The organism is Pseudomonas sp. St29, from assembly GCF_001547915.1.
Taxonomy (GTDB): Bacteria; Pseudomonadota; Gammaproteobacteria; order Pseudomonadales; family Pseudomonadaceae; genus Aquipseudomonas.
Window position 1 is genome coordinate 4,743,427 of sequence record NZ_AP014628.1, and the last position, 16,429, is coordinate 4,759,855.

Annotated in this window: 16 protein-coding genes; 11 read left to right on the forward strand and 5 right to left on the reverse strand. The window is 64.1% G+C overall.

The window, feature by feature from the left end:
* Positions 1 to 6: 6 nt before the first annotated feature.
* From PST29_RS20825 to PST29_RS20835, 3 genes are all read right to left on the reverse strand, one after another.
* Positions 7 to 348 (reverse strand): hypothetical protein, encoded by a 342-nt coding sequence (locus PST29_RS20825; RefSeq protein WP_060840368.1) that lies wholly within the window; start codon positions 346 to 348, stop codon positions 7 to 9.
* A gap of 94 nt (positions 349 to 442) precedes the next feature.
* Positions 443 to 1,237 (reverse strand): substrate-binding periplasmic protein, encoded by a 795-nt coding sequence (locus PST29_RS20830; RefSeq protein WP_060840369.1) that lies wholly within the window; start codon positions 1,235 to 1,237, stop codon positions 443 to 445.
* A gap of 84 nt (positions 1,238 to 1,321) precedes the next feature.
* A complete protein-coding gene (locus tag PST29_RS20835; protein WP_060840370.1) occupies positions 1,322 to 1,957 on the reverse strand; it encodes a TetR/AcrR family transcriptional regulator in 636 nt (211 codons plus the stop codon).
* 178 nt (positions 1,958 to 2,135) lie between these two features.
* Between PST29_RS20835 and PST29_RS20840 the strand changes: the two genes are divergently transcribed.
* From PST29_RS20840 to ppnP, 8 genes are all read left to right on the forward strand, one after another.
* Entirely contained in the window at positions 2,136 to 3,926 is a 1,791-nt protein-coding gene (locus PST29_RS20840) for an acyclic terpene utilization AtuA family protein (RefSeq protein ID WP_060844259.1), read from the forward strand.
* A 10-nt stretch (positions 3,927 to 3,936) separates the two neighbouring features.
* Positions 3,937 to 4,806, forward strand: coding sequence for an SDR family oxidoreductase (locus PST29_RS20845; protein ID WP_060844260.1), 870 nt, complete (start codon positions 3,937 to 3,939; stop codon positions 4,804 to 4,806).
* Between the two features lie 3 nt (positions 4,807 to 4,809).
* Positions 4,810 to 6,426 carry a geranyl-CoA carboxylase subunit beta gene (atuC, locus tag PST29_RS20850; protein WP_060844261.1) on the forward strand — a complete coding sequence of 539 codons (1,617 nt, stop codon included), beginning with the start codon at positions 4,810 to 4,812 and terminating at the stop codon, positions 6,424 to 6,426.
* Between the two features lie 41 nt (positions 6,427 to 6,467).
* Positions 6,468 to 7,625: a citronellyl-CoA dehydrogenase gene (gene atuD / locus PST29_RS20855; RefSeq protein WP_060840374.1), complete on the forward strand. Its 1,158-nt coding sequence runs from the start codon at positions 6,468 to 6,470 to the stop codon at positions 7,623 to 7,625.
* Positions 7,622 to 8,419 (forward strand): enoyl-CoA hydratase/isomerase family protein, encoded by a 798-nt coding sequence (locus tag PST29_RS20860; protein WP_060840375.1) that lies wholly within the window; start codon positions 7,622 to 7,624, stop codon positions 8,417 to 8,419. The genes atuD and PST29_RS20860 overlap by 4 nt, the downstream gene beginning before the upstream one ends.
* Positions 8,420 to 8,479: 60 nt before the next feature.
* The gene (locus PST29_RS20865; RefSeq protein ID WP_060844262.1) at positions 8,480 to 10,465 is read left to right on the forward strand and encodes an acetyl/propionyl/methylcrotonyl-CoA carboxylase subunit alpha; all 1,986 of its coding nucleotides are present in this window, start codon (positions 8,480 to 8,482) and stop codon (positions 10,463 to 10,465) included.
* 62 nt (positions 10,466 to 10,527) lie between these two features.
* The gene (locus PST29_RS20870; RefSeq protein ID WP_047305507.1) at positions 10,528 to 11,067 is read left to right on the forward strand and encodes an exonuclease domain-containing protein; all 540 of its coding nucleotides are present in this window, start codon (positions 10,528 to 10,530) and stop codon (positions 11,065 to 11,067) included.
* A gap of 74 nt (positions 11,068 to 11,141) precedes the next feature.
* Complete coding sequence (ppnP, locus tag PST29_RS20875) at positions 11,142 to 11,426, forward strand: pyrimidine/purine nucleoside phosphorylase (protein ID WP_011062476.1); 285 nt, start codon at positions 11,142 to 11,144, stop codon at positions 11,424 to 11,426.
* An 81-nt stretch (positions 11,427 to 11,507) separates the two neighbouring features.
* On the opposite strand, the gene PST29_RS20880 is transcribed toward ppnP, so the two are convergent.
* Together PST29_RS20880 and PST29_RS20885 are read right to left on the reverse strand one after the other, a co-directional pair.
* Positions 11,508 to 12,311, reverse strand: coding sequence for an MOSC domain-containing protein (locus tag PST29_RS20880; protein ID WP_060844263.1), 804 nt, complete (start codon positions 12,309 to 12,311; stop codon positions 11,508 to 11,510).
* 95 nt (positions 12,312 to 12,406) lie between these two features.
* Positions 12,407 to 13,342: a chemotaxis protein CheV gene (locus PST29_RS20885; RefSeq protein WP_060840378.1), complete on the reverse strand. Its 936-nt coding sequence runs from the start codon at positions 13,340 to 13,342 to the stop codon at positions 12,407 to 12,409.
* A gap of 563 nt (positions 13,343 to 13,905) precedes the next feature.
* On the opposite strand from PST29_RS20885, the gene PST29_RS20890 reads away from it, so the two are divergent.
* From PST29_RS20890 to PST29_RS20900, 3 genes are all read left to right on the forward strand, one after another.
* Positions 13,906 to 14,343 (forward strand): hypothetical protein, encoded by a 438-nt coding sequence (locus PST29_RS20890; protein ID WP_060844264.1) that lies wholly within the window; start codon positions 13,906 to 13,908, stop codon positions 14,341 to 14,343.
* Positions 14,344 to 14,879: 536 nt separating this feature from the next.
* Positions 14,880 to 15,773 (forward strand): sensor histidine kinase, encoded by an 894-nt coding sequence (locus PST29_RS20895; protein WP_060844265.1) that lies wholly within the window; start codon positions 14,880 to 14,882, stop codon positions 15,771 to 15,773.
* A complete protein-coding gene (locus PST29_RS20900) occupies positions 15,770 to 16,429 on the forward strand; it encodes a response regulator transcription factor (protein ID WP_060840381.1) in 660 nt (219 codons plus the stop codon). The genes PST29_RS20895 and PST29_RS20900 overlap by 4 nt, the downstream gene beginning before the upstream one ends.

Here is a 16,429-nt window from a genome sequence, read left to right on the forward strand (position 1 = left end):
CGCCGCTTATCCCTCCAGCAGGCCACTGCGCCCCAGCACCAGCAACGCGGCACGTTTGTGCAAGAGATCGAAGTCCTGCCGGCAGTACCGACAACGGTTTTGCCCGGCACAGGCATCGGCGTGGGCGGGTGGCGGCGTGCCCGGCGGGTCCAGGTACAGCGCATGCACCTGGGCCGACAGCCAGAACGCCAACTGCTCCTGCCGCTCGGCCCGGGCATCCGGCGCTGCGGACTCCTGGCCCTGGCTGCGCCATGCCGGGAACAACCGATGCCGGGCGCCGACCTCATCGATGCCCGATAGCACAGCCGCCGACAGGGTCTCGACACTCAGCGGACTTACAAGGGACATGGCAGGCCTCACCGTCAAAGGGCATTCAAGCAAGTGACGTGGACCGGCGGGAGAAATTTAGGTGCCCCTCGGGGAGCCGGGCGGCTCCCTGGGCTCAGGCGTGGGGCACAGGCATCACGACGATGCGGTAGGGATCGAAGATTTTGCGCATCTGGCCGTTGTCCCGCAGTTTTTGCAGCAGCCCGGCAAAGTCCTCGGCGCTGATCGGTGCTTGAGGGCGGATCAGGCTGTAGTGGTGGTAGACCTGATCGATGCGCTGGGACACCAGAAACTGGACGTTGTCCTCGGCATTGCGGGCCAGGAAATCGCTGAGGTAGGAGCGGGTCACCAGGGCAATGTCCGCCCTGCCCCGCAGAACCATCAGCAGGTTGCTGTCGTGGGAATAGGTGAGCGTGGCGTTGAAGGTGTCGGCCAGGTACTTGGGGTCGGCGTTGAACTGGGCAAAGGCGTAGTGATAGCCGCTGAATAGCGCCAGGCGCTTGCCCTTGAGGTCGGCGAAATATTCCTGGCCGCGATTGGGCTGGCGCTGGGCGACGAAGATCTCCGCATCCTCAAGGCCCATGTCGACACTGGTGTGGTCAATGTCCTTCCAGCCCCAGGCCGGGTTCTCGAAGATCGCCAGGTCGACCCGGCCTTGTTCGAAATCGCGGAAACGCCGGGGAATCGAGGTCGGCACCAGGACGAACTGGTACTTGCTCTGGGACTGGTTCAGGGCCTCCACCAGTTGCGGCAGCAAGCCGGTGTCGGCGCCGGTTTCGGGACGGACGGTATAGGGCGGAAAATGCGCTGCCGCGACCCGCACCAGTTGCGCCGAGGAGACCGGGCAGACCCAAAGGGTTGCCAGTGCCAGCAGGAGCATTCGCAAGGCTGATCGCAGCGGCAAGGACATCAAGGCAACCTACCTCGGACAAAAGAAAAATGATGCTCTAAAGCTAGGCGCTTTAAGGCTCTTCGACAATGTTGCACTGCTGAATCAGTCGGCGTCCGAATGATCCTTGAGCACCAGCAGCAGGGCCTCCTCGGCCAACTGCTCCAGGGTCATGCTGCCCTGGGCACGAAACCAGGTGGTGGTCCAGGACAAGGCGCCCGTGAGAAAGCGCCGGGTGATGAACACGTCGCCCTTGATAAACCCGGCGGCCTTGGCCTCACCCAGCACCTGGAGCCAGATCTGTTCATAGATGTCGCGCAGGGCCAGCACCTCGGCCTGACCTTGTGCGGAAAGCGAACGCCATTCGTACACCAGCACCGCCATGGCCTCACCGCTGCCACCCATGATCGATTGCAGTTCGCAGCGGATCAGCGCCAGCACCCGCTCACGCACGCTGCCGGCCTCGGCCAGCTCGGCGCGCATCAGGGCGGTGTTGTAGTGGATGGTTTCCTGCATCACCGCCCGCAGGATGTCGTCCTTGCTCTTGAAGTGGTGAAAGATGCTGCCGGACTGGATGCCCACCGCGCTGGCCAGGTCGCGCACCGTGGTGCGTTCGTAGCCCTTGTTGCGAAACAGATGGGCGGCGGTCTGCAACAGTTTGCCCCGGGCACTGTCGGGATCGGTCACTTGCCCGCTGGCAATCAGCTCGCGTACCACCTGCAAGGCTTTTTGCTCGTCCACCGGTGTTCTCCTAGCGTCACTTCATCAAGAGCCCAGCCTGAAACCGGCTGTAGCGCGCGCAATTTAAGCCCCCCGGGATCACCAAGCAAGCGCTTGGGCAGAAGAATCCATCGGCCCATTTACAAACCAAGCGCTTGCTTGGTAGCCTCCTCGCAGTTCTTTTTCCGAGAGCCCTGCCATGACCAAGACTGTACGAATCGGCTGCGCCAGCGCCTTCTGGGGCGACACCAGCAGTGCCGCCGCGCAACTGGTGCAAGGCGCACGCCTGGACTACCTGGTGTTCGACTACCTGGCCGAGATCACGCTGTCGATCATGGCCGGGGCACGCATGAAGGACCCGAACGCCGGTTACGCCACGGACTTCGTCGAGGTGCTCACGCCGTTGCTGGGCTCGATCCATGCACAGAAGATCCGCGTCATCAGCAATGCCGGCGGGGTCAATCCCCACGCCTGCGCCCAGGCCTTGCGCGCCGCCTGCGAGCAGGCCGGGGTGCCGCTGAAGATCGCCGTGCTGCTGGGCGATGACCTGCAGCCACAGTTCAAGCAACTGGCCGGCGCCGGGATCAAGGAGATGTTCAGCGGCGCGCCCCTGCCGCCGATGTGTGTCTCCATCAATGCCTACCTTGGCGCCCCGGGCATCGTCGAGGCCCTGGGCCTGGGGGCGGATATCGTGATCACCGGGCGCGGCGTCGACAGCGCGGTGGTCAGTGCGGCCCTGGTCCACGAATTCAACTGGTCGTGGCAGGACTACGACCGCCTGGCCCAGGCCGCCCTGGCCGGACACATCATCGAATGCGGCGCCCAATGCACCGGCGGCAACTTCACCGATTGGCGCGACGTGCCGGACTACGAGCACATCGGCTTTCCCATCGTGGAAGTCGGCGCCGACGGCCGGTTCGTGGTCAGCAAGGCGCCGGGCAGCGGCGGACTGATCAGCCCGCTGACGGTTGGCGAACAACTGCTGTACGAAATCGGCAATCCACAGGCTTACCTGCTTCCGGATGTGGTGTGCGACTTCTCCGAGGTGCAACTGCATCAGCAAGCGCCGAATGCCGTGGCGGTGCAGGGAGCCAAGGGCCTGCCCCCCAGCCATCAGTACAAGGTCAGCGCCACCTACCCGGACGGCTTCCGCTGCACCGCCAGTTGCCTGATGGCCGGGATCGATGCGGTGGCCAAGGCGCGCCGGGTCAGCCAGGCGATCATCGACAAGACCCGCGAGATGTTTGCCCAGCGCGGCTGGCCGGACTACAGCGAAGTCAATATCGAGCTGCTGGGCAGCGAAGCCACCTACGGTCCCCACGGCCGCCGCCAGGACAGCCGCGAAGTGGTGATCAAGCTGGCGGTGCGTCACCCGCACAAGGCGGCGCTGGTGCTGTTCTCCCGGGAAATCGCCCAGGCCGCCACCGGCATGGCCCCGGGCCTGACCGGAATTGTCGGCGGCCGGCCCACGGTCTATCCGGTCATCCGACTGTTCTCGTTCCTGCTGGACAAGGACGCCTGCCAGCTGCACATCGACTTTGCCGGCCAGCAGTATCCCTGTGCCCTGCCCCGCACCGAACCTCTGGACCCCGGCGCCCTGCCCGTCGCCCATGCCCTGCCCGTGCCCCGGGGACGGGCCGATGCCAGCGTGCCCCTGGTCAAGCTGGCGGTGGCGCGCTCCGGCGACAAGGGCAATCACAGCAACATCGGGGTCATGGCGCGCGATCCCGACTACCTGCCGTGGATCGCCGAAGCCCTGAGCCCGCAAGTGCTGGCGGACTGGATGGGGCACGTGCTGGACCCGGTCCATGGCCGCGTGCAGCGCTGGTACCTGCCGGGCACTCACAGCCTCAACTTCCTGCTGGAAAACGCCCTGGGCGGCGGCGGTGTCGCCAGCCTGCGCATCGACCCGCAAGGCAAGGCCTTCGCCCAGCAGTTGCTGGAGATCCAGATCCCGGTGCCGCAGCGCATCGCCGACGCCGTCAATTAAAGGAGTGGCCGTGGTGTACGACTCGATTTTCAAAGACCGATTGTTTGCCGGCCAGACCGTCATCGTCACCGGCGGCGGCAGCGGTATCGGCCGCTGCACCGCCCATGAACTGGCGGCCCTGGGTGCCCGGGTGCTGCTGGTGGGACGCAAGGCGGAGAAACTGCAGCAGGTTGCCGGGGAGATTGCCGAGGACGGCGGCCAGGCCCACTGGCAGGCCTGTGACATTCGCGACGAGGACGCGGTCAAGGCCCTGGTAGGGCAGTGGGTCGAGCGCTTTGGTCCGATCCACGGCCTGGTGAACAATGCCGGCGGCCAATACCCGGCGCCGCTGGCGTCGATCAATCAGAAGGGCTTCGAGACCGTGCTGCGCACCAATCTGGTGGGCGGTTTCCTCATGGCCCGGGAAGTGTTCAACCAGTCCATGAGCCGCCACGGCGGGAGCATCGTCAACATGCTCGCCGACATGTGGGGCGGCATGCCGGGCATGGGCCACTCCGGCGCGGCGCGCTCGGGGATGGACAACTTCACCAAGACCGCAGCCTTCGAATGGGGCCATGCCGGGGTTCGGGTCAATGCGGTGGCCCCGGGCTGGGTCGCCTCCAGCGGCATGGACACTTACGAAGGCGCGTTCAAGGCGGTGATTCCGACCCTACGCGAGCACGTGCCGCTCAAGCGCATTGGCACGGAGTCGGAAGTCAGCGCGGCCATTGTCTTTCTGCTCAGCCCCGGCGCGGCCTTTATCAGCGGCAGCACCCTGCGCATCGACGGTGCCGCCAGCCTCGGCAGCCGTGCCTGGCCCTTGAGCAAGGCGCGCAACAGTGAGTCGTACAACGGTTTTCACCGGGCCTACCTGCCCGATGTGCTCAAGGGCGAGGAATAACTCATGCCGGTGATCCAGTCCCAGCTCGATCCCCACAGCCCGTCGTTCGCCGAGAACCGCGAAGCGATGCTGAAGGGCTTGCAACAGGTGCAGCAGTTGCAGCAGGACCTGCTGAACAAGGCGGCCGAGGCCAAGGCCAGGTTCGACCAGCGCGGCCAGTTGCTGCCCCGCGAGCGCCTCAACCTGCTGCTGGACCCGGGGGCGCCCTTTCTCGAACTGGCCAGCCTGGCCGGTTACAAGCTGCACGATGACAAGGACGGCAGCCAGGCCGGCGGCGGGCTGATCGCCGGTATCGGCTATGTGTGCGGGGTGCGCATGCTGGTGGTGGCCAACAACAGTGCAATCAAGGGCGGGACCATTTCCCCCAGCGGCCTGAAGAAGTCCCTGCGCCTGCAACAGATCGCCATGGAGAACAAGCTGCCGGTGGTGACCCTGGCGGAAAGCGGGGGCGCCAACCTCAACTACGCCGCGGAAATCTTCGTCGAAGGCGCGCGCAGTTTCGCCAATCAGGCACGGATGTCGGCCATGGGCCTGCCGCAGATCACCGTGGTCCACGGCTCGGCCACCGCCGGCGGCGCCTATCAGCCCGGGCTCTCGGATTACGTGGTGGTGGTGCGCGGCAAGGCCAAGCTGTTTCTCGCCGGGCCGCCGCTGCTCAAGGCCGCCACCGGTGAAGTGGCCACCGATGAAGAACTGGGGGGCGCCGAGATGCACGCCCAGGTCGCCGGCACCGCCGAGTACCTGGCGCAGAACGATGCCGATGGCATCCGCATCGTCCGCGAGATCGTCAGCCTGCTGCCGTGGAATGCCCAATTGCCGGTGCAGCCGGCGCGGACCTGGAGCGAGCCGCTGTACCCCATCGACGAATTGCTGGGGCTGATTCCCTCTGACCCGAAAAAGCCCTACGACGCCCGGGAAATCGTCGCCCGCCTGGCGGACGGCTCGCAGTTCCTGGAGTTCAAGGGCGAGTTCGATGCCCAGACCCTGTGCGGCCATTTGCAGATCCAGGGCCGGGCCTGCGGCTTTATCGGCAACAACGGCCCGATCACGCCCCAGGGCGCGAGCAAGGCCGCGCAGTTCATCCAGCTGTGCGACCAGAGCCGCACGCCGCTGCTGTTCTTCCACAACACCACCGGGTTCATGGTGGGCACCGAATCCGAACAGCAAGGGGTGATCAAGCACGGGGCGAAGATGATCCAGGCGGTGGCCAATGCCCGGGTGCCAAAACTGACCATCGTCGTCGGCGGCTCCTACGGCGCCGGCAACTACGCCATGTGCGGCCGCGGCCTGGACCCGCGCTTCATCTTCGCCTGGCCCAACAGCCGCACGGCGGTGATGGGCGGCGCCCAGGCCGGCAAGGTGCTGCGCATCGTCACCGAGGCCAAGCAGGCGAAGAACGGCCAGGAAGCCGACCCGAAGATGCTCGACATGCTGGAGCAGGTCACCGCGCAGAAGCTCGACAGCCAGTCCACCGCCTTGTATGGCAGCGCCAACCTGTGGGACGACGGGCTGATCGACCCGCGGGATACCCGCACCCTGCTGGGCTACCTGCTGGATATCTGCCATGAGGCGGACGCCCGCCCCTTGCAGCCCAACAGTTTCGGTGTGGCACGGTTTTGATAGGGCATTTCGCGGTCTGACCCCACTTGAGGAGAACAACGATGATCTTCACCCAGGAACACGAAGAGCTGCGGCGCACGGTGCGCCATTTTGTCGACCGCGAGATCAATCCCCATGTCGAGGAATGGGAGAAAGCCGGGCGCTTTCCCATCCACGAGATTTTCCGCAAGGCCGGCGAGCTGGGGCTGCTGGGCATCTCCAAGCCGGAAAAATTCGGCGGCATGGGCCTGGACTACAGCTACTCCATCGTCGCCGCCGAGGAGTTCGGCACCATCCATTGCGGCGGCATTCCCATGTCCATTGGCGTGCAGACCGACATGTGCACCCCGGCCCTGGCGCGCTTCGGCTCCGATGAGCTGCGCGACGAATTCCTGCGCCCGGCCATCAGCGGCGAGCAGGTGGGTTGCATCGGCGTCTCCGAAGTCGGCGCCGGCTCCGATGTCGCCGGGCTCAAGACCCATGCGCGCAAGGACGGTGACGACTACGTGATCAACGGCAGCAAGATGTGGATCACCAACTCCCCCAGCGCCGATTTCATCTGTCTGCTGGCCAACACCTCGGACGACAAGCCCCACGTCAACAAGTCGCTGATCATGGTGCCGATGAACACCCCGGGCATCAGCCTCAGTTCGCACCTGGACAAACTCGGCATGCGCAGCTCGGAAACCGCCCAGGTGTTCTTCGACAATGTGCGGGTGCCCCAGCGCAACCGCATCGGCCACGAAGGCGCGGGTTTCATGATGCAGATGCTGCAGTTCCAGGAGGAGCGGCTGTTCGGCGCGGCGAACATGATCAAGGGCCTGGAATACTGCGTCGACAGCACCATCGAATACTGCAGGGAGCGCCGCACCTTCGGCAGCCCGCTGATCGACAACCAGGTGATCCACTTCCGCCTGGCCGAACTGTCCACCGAGATCGAGTGCCTGCGGGCCCTGGTCTACCAGGCCACCGAGCAGTATGTGCGCGGCCAGGACGTGACCCGCCTGGCGTCCATGGCCAAGCTCAAGGCCGGGCGCCTGGGCCGCGAGGTCAGCGACAGCTGCCTGCAGTACTGGGGCGGCATGGGCTTCATGTGGGACAACCCGGTGGCCCGGGCCTATCGCGACGTGCGCCTGGTGTCGATCGGCGGTGGTGCCGACGAGATCATGCTGGGGATCATCTGCAAACTCATGGGCATCCTGCCGGGGAAAAAGAAATGAGCCCGCTTCCTGCCTGCCAGACGCTGTTGCTGGAGTCGCGCAACGGCGTGCTGTTCATCCGCCTCAACCGCCCGGAAAGCCGCAACGCCATGAGCCTGCAGATGGTCGCCGAACTGCGCACGGTGATGGCCGCGGTCCGTGATCGGCGCAGCGTCCGCGCCCTGGTCCTGCGTGGCGCTGGCGAGCACTTCTGCGCCGGCGGCGACCTCAAGGACATGGCCGGCGCCCGAGCCCACGGCAGCAGCGCCTACCGGGACTTGAACCGGGCCTTCGGCGCCCTGCTGGAAGAGGCGCAACAGCTGCCCCAGGTACTGGTTTGCGTGCTGCAAGGCGCGGTGCTGGGAGGCGGCTTCGGCCTGGCCTGTGTCAGCGACATCGCCATCACCGAGCAATCGGCGCAGTTCGGCATGCCGGAAACCAGCCTGGGCCTGCTGCCGGCCCAGATTGCCCCGTTCGTGGTGCAGCGCATCGGCCTGACCCAGGCCCGGCGCCTGACCTTGACCGCCGCCCGCTTCGACGGTGCCGAGGCCCAGCGCCTGGGGCTGGTGCACTTTGTCGAGCCCGATGCCCAGGCCCTGCAGGCACGCCTTGAGCAGCAACTGGCCCAGGTGCTGCGCTGCGCTCCCGGGGCCAATGCGGCGACCAAGGCCCTGCTGCTGGCCAGTGTCGAGCAGCCCCGGGGCCCGTTGCTGGATCAGGCCGCCAGCGACTTCGCCAACGCAGTCATGGGCGAAGAAGGCGTCGAGGGCACCCTGGCCTTCGTGCAGAAACGCCAACCGGCCTGGGCCGGTTGAGCGCCTGGTAGACGCCGGTTCGCCGGCGAATGCCCCACCCACCGATTCCCGGGAGCCTGTATGCCCCTCTTCAACAAGATCCTGATCGCCAATCGCGGCGAAATCGCCTGCCGCATCCAGCGCACCGCCCAGGCCCTGGGCTATCGCACCGTGGCCGTGTACAGCGACGCCGACGCCGAGTCCCTGCACGTGCACATGGCCGACGAAGCCCTGCACATCGGCCCATCCCCGGTGCAGCAGTCCTACCTCAACAGCGAGGCGATCCTCGACGCTGCCCGTCGCAGCGGCGCCGACGCCATCCACCCGGGCTATGGCTTCCTCTCGGAAAACCACGAATTCGCCGCCGCCTGCGCCGCCGCCGGCATCACCTTCATCGGCCCCAGCGCCGCCGCCATTGAGTTGATGGGCAGCAAGCGCCGCTCGAAAATCGCCATGCTCGAAGCCGGTGTGCCCTGTATCCAGGGCTATCAGGGCGAGGACCAGGCTGACGCGACCCTGCAGCGCGAGGCCCAGCGCATCGGTTACCCGCTGATGATCAAGGCCAGCGCTGGCGGTGGCGGGCGCGGCATGCGCCTGGTGCAGCGGCACGAGGATCTGCTGGAACAGATCCGCACTGCGCGCTCGGAAGCCCTGCACGCCTTCGGCAGCGACGAGCTGATTCTGGAACAGGCGCTGATCGAGCCCCGGCACGTGGAAATGCAAGTGTTCGGCGATCACCACGGTCATCTGATCTACCTGGGAGAGCGGGATTGCTCGATCCAGCGCCGCCATCAGAAAGTCATCGAGGAAGCCCCCTGCCCGGTGATGACCGAGGAACTGCGGCGGGCCATGGGCGAGGCGGCGCTCAAGGCCGGGCGCGCGGTGAACTATGTGGGGGCCGGCACCGTGGAGTTCCTGCTGGACGCAAGCGGCCGGTTCTATTTCCTGGAAATGAACACCCGCTTGCAGGTCGAGCATCCGGTGACCGAACTGGTGACCGGCCTGGATCTGGTGGCCCTGCAACTGCAAGTGGCCGCCGGCGAGCCGCTGCCCCTGAGCCAGGAGCAGGTGCAGCTCAAGGGGCACGCCATCGAAGTACGGCTGTACGCCGAGGACCCGGCGCAGAACTTCCTGCCGCAGACCGGCCAGATCCTGCGCTGGGAGCCGGCGCCGGGGCTGCGCACCGACCATGGTTTGCAGGAAGGCCAGTGGATCAGCCCGTTCTACGACCCGATGCTGGGCAAGCTGATCGCCCACGGCGCCACCCGCGAGGAAGCCCGGCGCAAGCTCTTGCGCGGAGTCGAAGACTGCGTGCTGCTGGGACTTGAGAGCAATCGCCGGCTGCTCGCCGGTCTGCTCCGGCATCCAATGTTCGCCAGCGGCCGGTTCAGCACCGCGTTTATCGCCGAACACTTCGCGCAGGACCCGAGCCTGCAACCCCAGGTGCCCGGCAACGAGGAGCTGGCGATTGCCGCGGCACTGTTCTATCAGCACAGCGCCAGCCACCACGGCGCGGCCCTTCGCGCCTGGCGCAATCAGGCCGGTGTGCCGCTGCTCTATCGCCTGGGCCTGGGTGAGCAGCAGTGGTCGCTGCAACTGAGCGTCTCGGCAACCGGTCGGTTGCAGGTGAGGCAGGCGCAGGTGCTGCACGAGGTGAGAATCTGCACCGCCGATGGCCGCCGGGCCAGCCTGGAGGTCAATGGCATCCGGCGCCACTACGCCTACCGTCTGCAGGATGGCGAGCTGTGGCTGGGCAGCGCCAGCGCCAGCCTGCGCCTGCAGGACCTGAGCCATGCGCCGGTGCAGGGCCAGTCGGACGCCCATGGCGGCACCGTCAAGGCCCCCATGGACGGGGCCATCGTCGATGTGCAGGTCACCGAGGGCATGCGCGTCAGCAAGGGCCAACTGCTGCTGGTGCTGGAGGCGATGAAGATGGAACACCCGCTCAAGGCCGGAATCGATGGGGTGATCACCCGGCTTCAGGTCAACCTTGGGGATCAGGTGAAGAACCGGCAAATACTTCTGGAGGTGCAAGCGCTCGGCAGCGCCCCGGAAATGGAGCACTAGGCGGATGCCGCAGCTTTGGCTACGCTCAAGCCTCATCAGGATGTTGAAGGCTGGAATTTGCGATGCCCCACTGGCTGGTAATAGATCTGGAAGCCACGACGGATGAAGGGGGCTGGCCGGTGAGCGAGATGGAAATCATCGAAATCGGCGCCACCCTGGTCAACCGCCAAGGCCGGGAACAAGACCACTTCCAGCGTTTCGTCCGCCCCTTGCGGCGCCCTCGGCTGACGCCGTTCTGTCGCGAACTGACCCATATCACCCAGGCCAACATCGACAGCGCCGCACCGCTGAGCGAGGTCTGGAACCTGTTCGAGCGCTGGCTGGGCCAGCATCGGCCGCGCCTGGAGGGCTGGGCCAGCTGGGGCGACTACGACCGCAAGCAGTTGCAGCTGGAATGGCACAACCAGCAGTTGCACAGCCTGTTGAATGAAGTGCCGCACATGAACCTCAAGCAGCGCTTCGCCAAGGCCCGGCGCCTGGAGCGCCCTCTGGGCCTGAATGCGGCCCTGCAACTGGCCGGCATGCAGTTCAACGGCCAACAGCATCGGGCCCTGGAAGATGCGCGCAATACCGCGCGCCTGTTGCCCCTGATTCTTCCTTGATGGCGGCAGGTGACGGCCCTTGAGGCCTTGTGCATACTGGCCAGCCTTTTTGACCCTTTCTTGAGGAATCGCCCATGTTTAAAGTCAACGAGTACTTCGACGGCACCGTCAAGTCGATTGCCTTCGGCACGGCCGAAGGCCCAGCCACCATTGGCGTCATGGCCCCGGGCGAATACGAGTTCGGTACGGCACAGCGGGAAATCATGCACGTGGTGTCCGGCGCGCTGACCGTGCGCCTGCCCGACAGTGCCGATTGGGAAACCTTCCCTGCCGGCAGCCAGTTCAACGTACCGGCCAACAGCAAGTTCCAGCTGAAAGTCGCGGTGGACACCGCTTATCTGTGCGAGTACCGCGGCTGATCGAGCCGCTGCGGCTTTATCACCGATAAAAAATGCCCGTCTGCGCAACAGACGGGCATTTTTCTTGGGGCCGGCGAAAGGTTATTCCAACACCGTGACCGGCATCCCCACCTGCAGACGACCCGGGCCGTCGTTGACCAGGTTCTGCCCGAACATCGCCCCGTCGGCCTGGGCCCGGTACTTCTGCAAGGTCGCCAGGGGTTCGCGGTCGGCGCTGCGCTCGCCGGTCTGGGGGTCGATGGTGGTCAGGATGCAGCGCGAGCACGGCTTGACCACGCGAAACTCGAGGTCGCCAATCCGTATGCGCCGCCACTGGTCCTCGGCAAAGGCCTGGCTGCCCTCGATCACCAGATTGGGACGAAAACGCAGCATCTCCAGAGGCCGCCCGACCCGGCTGGACAGATCGTCAAGGGACGCCTGGCCAATCAGCAACAGCGGAAAGCCGTCGGCAAACGCCACTTGATCATCGTCCCTGCCGTAGCCGGCGGCGGTGCTCCGCGCCCGTTCCAGCGGCACCTGCACCAGGCGGGTAGGCTTGCCGACGAACTCACTGACCCAGGCAGCCGCCTCATCCCCGGCATCGGGAACCCGCAGGCTGTCCTGCCAGATGGTCACCCCACGCAAGGCCGCCGCGGCATCGGGCAGGGGTACTTCAAGGCTGGCAAACCCGGCAGCACTGAGGGTCAGGCCGCCCTGGTCGTTGTACAAGGCCGAGAGTTGACTCATGCGCGCCACCGCACGCTGGGTGAGAAAACGCCCGTTGGCTTCATCCACCAGCATCCAACGGCGATCCCCTTGCAGCCCGAGCTTGTCCAGGCCGATCTGTTGCAGGGTTTCGCCCCGGGCGGATTTCAACGGGTATCGATAAAGCGCGCTAAGACGCATGTCCAGCTCCCTGTGTGAGCAAAAAAGCTCACCCTATACCAGCGCTCGGAGCAAACAAAGGCACAGGGAGAGCGGCTGTCGACACCGGCCCGGGTTCAGGCGCTGACTTCGTCCAGCATCAGGCGCTGACGGACCACGTCCACCAGCTTGTCCGGCTGGAACTTGGAGAGGAAGTTGTCGCAACCGACCTTCTTGACCATCGATTCGTTGAAACTGCCGGACAAGGAGGTGTGCAGCACCACATACAGCCCACGCAGACGGGGGTCGTTGCGAATTTCGGTGGTCAGGCGGTAGCCGTCCATTTCCGGCATTTCCGCATCGGTGAACACCATCAGCAGTTTGTCGGTCATCTCGACCCCGGTATCGGCCCAGGCCTTGAGCATGTTCAGGGCCTTGAGGCCGTCACTGGCGATATGCATCTTCACCCCGAGCTGGCCGAGGGTATCGCGCAGCTGGGAGAGGGCCACATTGGAGTCGTCCACCAGCAGCACTTCACGACCGCGCGCGCGCTCCAGCACCGGATCTTCGAGTTTGTCCCGGGAAACCTTGGCATTGTAGGGGACGATTTCGGCCAGGACTTTCTCGACGTCGATGATCTCCACCAGTTGCTCGTCAACCTTGCTGATGGCCGTCAGATAGTGCTGGCGCCCGGCACTGGTGGGCGGCGGCATGATGGCTTCCCAGTTCATGTTGACGATGCGGTCCACCCCACCCACCAGGAACGCCTGCACCGAGCGGTTGTACTCGGTGACGATGATGGTGCTGTTGGGCCCCGGAACCAGCGGGCGCATGCCGATGGCCTGAGACAGGTCGATCACCGGCAGGGTCTGGCCGCGCAGGTTGACCACACCGCAGACAAACGGGTGACGCTGGGGCATCAGGGTCAGCTTGGGCAGTTGCAGGACTTCCTGAACCTTGAAGACGTTGATGGCGAACAACTGCCGACCGGCCAGGCGGAACATGAGGATTTCCAGGCGATTCTCACCCACCAGCTGTGTGCGTTGATCTACCGTGTCGAGAATGCCGGCCATTAATGACTCCTGGGCTTGTTCTGATGAATTCACTAAAGACAGATATCGGCGGGCTGCGCCGTATCTTGACCCACATGCAAATTGCCATATGAAAGCCATTGATGTCACATTAACATCATGCTTTACTGAGGCCGTCAATTCAGCAACACCAGTCTGCGACGACGCGACCTTAATCACGGCGTGAAGTTCCTGCGCCTAAGGGTTTCCCCTAGCAACAATCAGGACCATCCTGATATTCGCGATATCCAATAGCCATTAATGTGACGCCATTCTCATTGCATGAACGGAGTCAGGCTTTTGTTTGTGACCGCAGAAAGGTGGCCCAGCACCCTTTCAAGCCTAAACCCCCTCGCCCATCACGCCCCAGCGCCCATGCGCCGCACGGCTGTGGCCGGTATTTGGGCAGCGTTCGGAAACGATGAAAATCGCCTCTCGCAGGCGGCTGCAACCCCGGAAATAAAATCAGAATTATCCTATATACAATTTGAAAAAGCGCACCATACCTTAACCCCCTTCAGCCAGAGCCCTATCCCCTCATCGGACACGAAGTCATGGAGATAAGCATGCTAAAGGACAGCCACGAATGCGCCCCACCCCTGCCTGAGTTCCTGCTCGAAGCCCAGGCCCTGCTGGCCAAATCGGAAGATTGCCTGAATCATCTGCACCTGATCAGAAACGACGAAGAGGCCATCAACTGCCTGCTCGCCAGCCTGCAGTCCCTGGCCCAGATCGCAGCGCGTCACGCCATCAGCCCGTTGGCCGAGTTCGCCCTGCATATCCATGGCGTGCTCAAACGCACCGTGCACCCGGTGGACCTCAACGACCCGATCCTCGATGCCTTGAGGAGCTGCCTGACCCTGATGGCCTGGCAACTGGAACTGGTCGACCCGCACAATGGCCAACTCAATCTGGACGACAGCGAACAGCTCATGCTGATCGGCGAACTGACCCAACAAGTGACACAGAACTGCACCTGCGCCTCCCCGTCCTGCAGCCATTGAAATTGCACTTGCGCCAAGCGATGGCCGATAAAGCCGCTATCTACGATCGCTAACACAGAACATCGATAGAACCCTGGGGCCCAAGGACAACTAATAGGTCGTTATTGAATATTTCATACTCAAGAACGACAGCATCGTTGCAAAAAAACCAACTAATGCCGGGCCCGGACTTACTGTTCCAATCCATATTTTCCCGCGCAAATTCAACGACAGTTCCTATTGGCGATAGGCTCTCCAAGGCCCGCAGACTAACTGGCACAAGCGTGCCTGAGCCCAATATTCCTGACTTTGAAGACATATATACCTGCGTGTATAAACGCGACCAACGGTATGTTCGGTGGTATTATGCGGCGCATAAACGGACCCAGATAATGGCACTTTGATTCCAATGTCGACAGTCACTACGCGGCTTCTGCAAAACCCACACACTGCATTGATCGAAGCCGGCAATTCAAATAACACTGTTTCTCAAACAAGCCTCGTCATCCATACCTGACCGGGCACTTCGCAGCGAACATTCATTGGCTCCATCCGCTATGTACGCCAGCCTCAAGTCATTCTTCTCTTGGCCTCCCTCCCGTGATCATCTGCGCTGGTTCAGCCTGTTGCTGTGCTCCTGCTCAAGCCTGGGCAATGTGCTGATCTACAGCCTGGGCCGGCCCGTGCCCATGAGCCTGCTGGCAGTCAATATCGCGGCGCTGGCCTGCATCTGGATGCAATACGGCTATTCGCGAAAGTCCATCCGGTTCCAGCCTCAGGAACTGGCCGAGCGCCTGCTTAAGGTCAAGGAGAATGAACGCCACCGCCTGAGCCGGGAACTGCACGACGACATTGGCCAACTGCTGACCGCGGCCAAGTTGCAGACCGACTGGCTAAAGCGCCGTCTGCCGGACGACTTGCAGCAACCCTGCGCCGTGCTCGCCACCACCCTGGAAGAGACCCTGGCCAAGGTCCGCGACGTGTCCGCCATTCTCAACCCCCGGCAACTGACCAGCCTGGGCCTGGAAGCCAGCCTGCGCGCCCACCTGCTCAAGACCCTGGAAAACACCTCGGTGCACTGGAGCCTTGAATGCCACCAGCGCCTGACGGGAATTCCCGAGGAGATGGCGGTGGCGGCGTTTCGCATCACTCAGGAAGCCGTGACCAACATGCTGCGTCATGCCCGGGCCAAGAATCTGCTGGTGCGCGTACAGCGCTTGCCCGAAGGCCTCTCGCTGTTCATCAGCGACGACGGCCAGGGGTTCGCCCCGGCCAGCGATCCGAGCGCCCAGGGTCAGCGCGGCATGGCCGGGATGCAGGAACGAATCAGCCAGCTGGGCGGCCTGCTGAAAGTCACCAGCGAAGCCGACCAAGGCACCCAGATCGAAGCACTCTTTCCCTGGGCCCCCCGCACTCTGGAACGGGCCAGCACGAATAAGGTTTCCCATTGACCTGTAATTTACTCTTGGTGGATGACCACTCGCTCATCAGGGCTGGCGTGCGTGCCCTGGTCATGGACATTCCCGGATACGCGGTGATCGGCGAGGCCGACGACGGCGCGCACCTGCTGGAACTGGTCGAGCAACTGCGCCCGGACATCATCTTGCTGGACCTGTCGATGAAGCGCATCGGCGGCCTCGACGCCTTGCGCCGGCTCAAGGCGCTGCACCCGCAAAGCAAGGTCCTGATCCTGTCGATGCACACCGATCCGGCCTTGATCATGCAGGCCCTGGAGTCCGGCGCCCACGGCTACCTGCTCAAGGACACCACCGCCACCGAGCTGGAACATGCCCTGGAAGCCCTGCGCAACAACGAACGCTACCTGAGCCCGGCCATCGCTCACACAGTGATCACCCAGGCCCTGACCCGGGCCCAGAAACACACGCCGCAGCCGGTGGACAATCACAACCTGACCGCTCGCCAACTGGAGATCCTGCGGCTGATCGTGCGCGGCAAATCCACCCGGGAGATCGCCCTGGGCCTGGGGCTGAGCATCAAGACCGTGGAAACCCACCGTTCGCAGATCATGAAACGCCTGCAGATCTTCGACGTCGCCGGCCTGGTGCTGTTCGCCGTGCGCGAACACATCATCAGCCTCGACGACTGA

What these genes read in the sequence shown, in the direction of transcription:
- PST29_RS20825 (WP_060840368.1), bottom strand. Translation starts at nt 348, where the DNA reads ATGTCCCTTGTAAGTCCGCTGAGTGTCGAGACCCTGTCGGCGGCTGTG.
- PST29_RS20830 (WP_060840369.1), bottom strand. Translation starts at nt 1,237, where the DNA reads ATGTCCTTGCCGCTGCGATCAGCCTTGCGAATGCTCCTGCTGGCACTG.
- PST29_RS20840 (WP_060844259.1), top strand. Translation starts at nt 2,136, where the DNA reads ATGACCAAGACTGTACGAATCGGCTGCGCCAGCGCCTTCTGGGGCGAC.
- atuC (WP_060844261.1), top strand. Translation starts at nt 4,810, where the DNA reads ATGCCGGTGATCCAGTCCCAGCTCGATCCCCACAGCCCGTCGTTCGCC.
- atuD (WP_060840374.1), top strand. Translation starts at nt 6,468, where the DNA reads ATGATCTTCACCCAGGAACACGAAGAGCTGCGGCGCACGGTGCGCCAT.
- PST29_RS20860 (WP_060840375.1), top strand. Translation starts at nt 7,622, where the DNA reads ATGAGCCCGCTTCCTGCCTGCCAGACGCTGTTGCTGGAGTCGCGCAAC.
- PST29_RS20865 (WP_060844262.1), top strand. Translation starts at nt 8,480, where the DNA reads ATGCCCCTCTTCAACAAGATCCTGATCGCCAATCGCGGCGAAATCGCC.
- PST29_RS20870 (WP_047305507.1), top strand. Translation starts at nt 10,528, where the DNA reads ATGCCCCACTGGCTGGTAATAGATCTGGAAGCCACGACGGATGAAGGG.
- ppnP (WP_011062476.1), top strand. Translation starts at nt 11,142, where the DNA reads ATGTTTAAAGTCAACGAGTACTTCGACGGCACCGTCAAGTCGATTGCC.
- PST29_RS20880 (WP_060844263.1), bottom strand. Translation starts at nt 12,311, where the DNA reads ATGCGTCTTAGCGCGCTTTATCGATACCCGTTGAAATCCGCCCGGGGC.
- PST29_RS20885 (WP_060840378.1), bottom strand. Translation starts at nt 13,342, where the DNA reads ATGGCCGGCATTCTCGACACGGTAGATCAACGCACACAGCTGGTGGGT.
- PST29_RS20890 (WP_060844264.1), top strand. Translation starts at nt 13,906, where the DNA reads ATGCTAAAGGACAGCCACGAATGCGCCCCACCCCTGCCTGAGTTCCTG.
- PST29_RS20895 (WP_060844265.1), top strand. Translation starts at nt 14,880, where the DNA reads ATGTACGCCAGCCTCAAGTCATTCTTCTCTTGGCCTCCCTCCCGTGAT.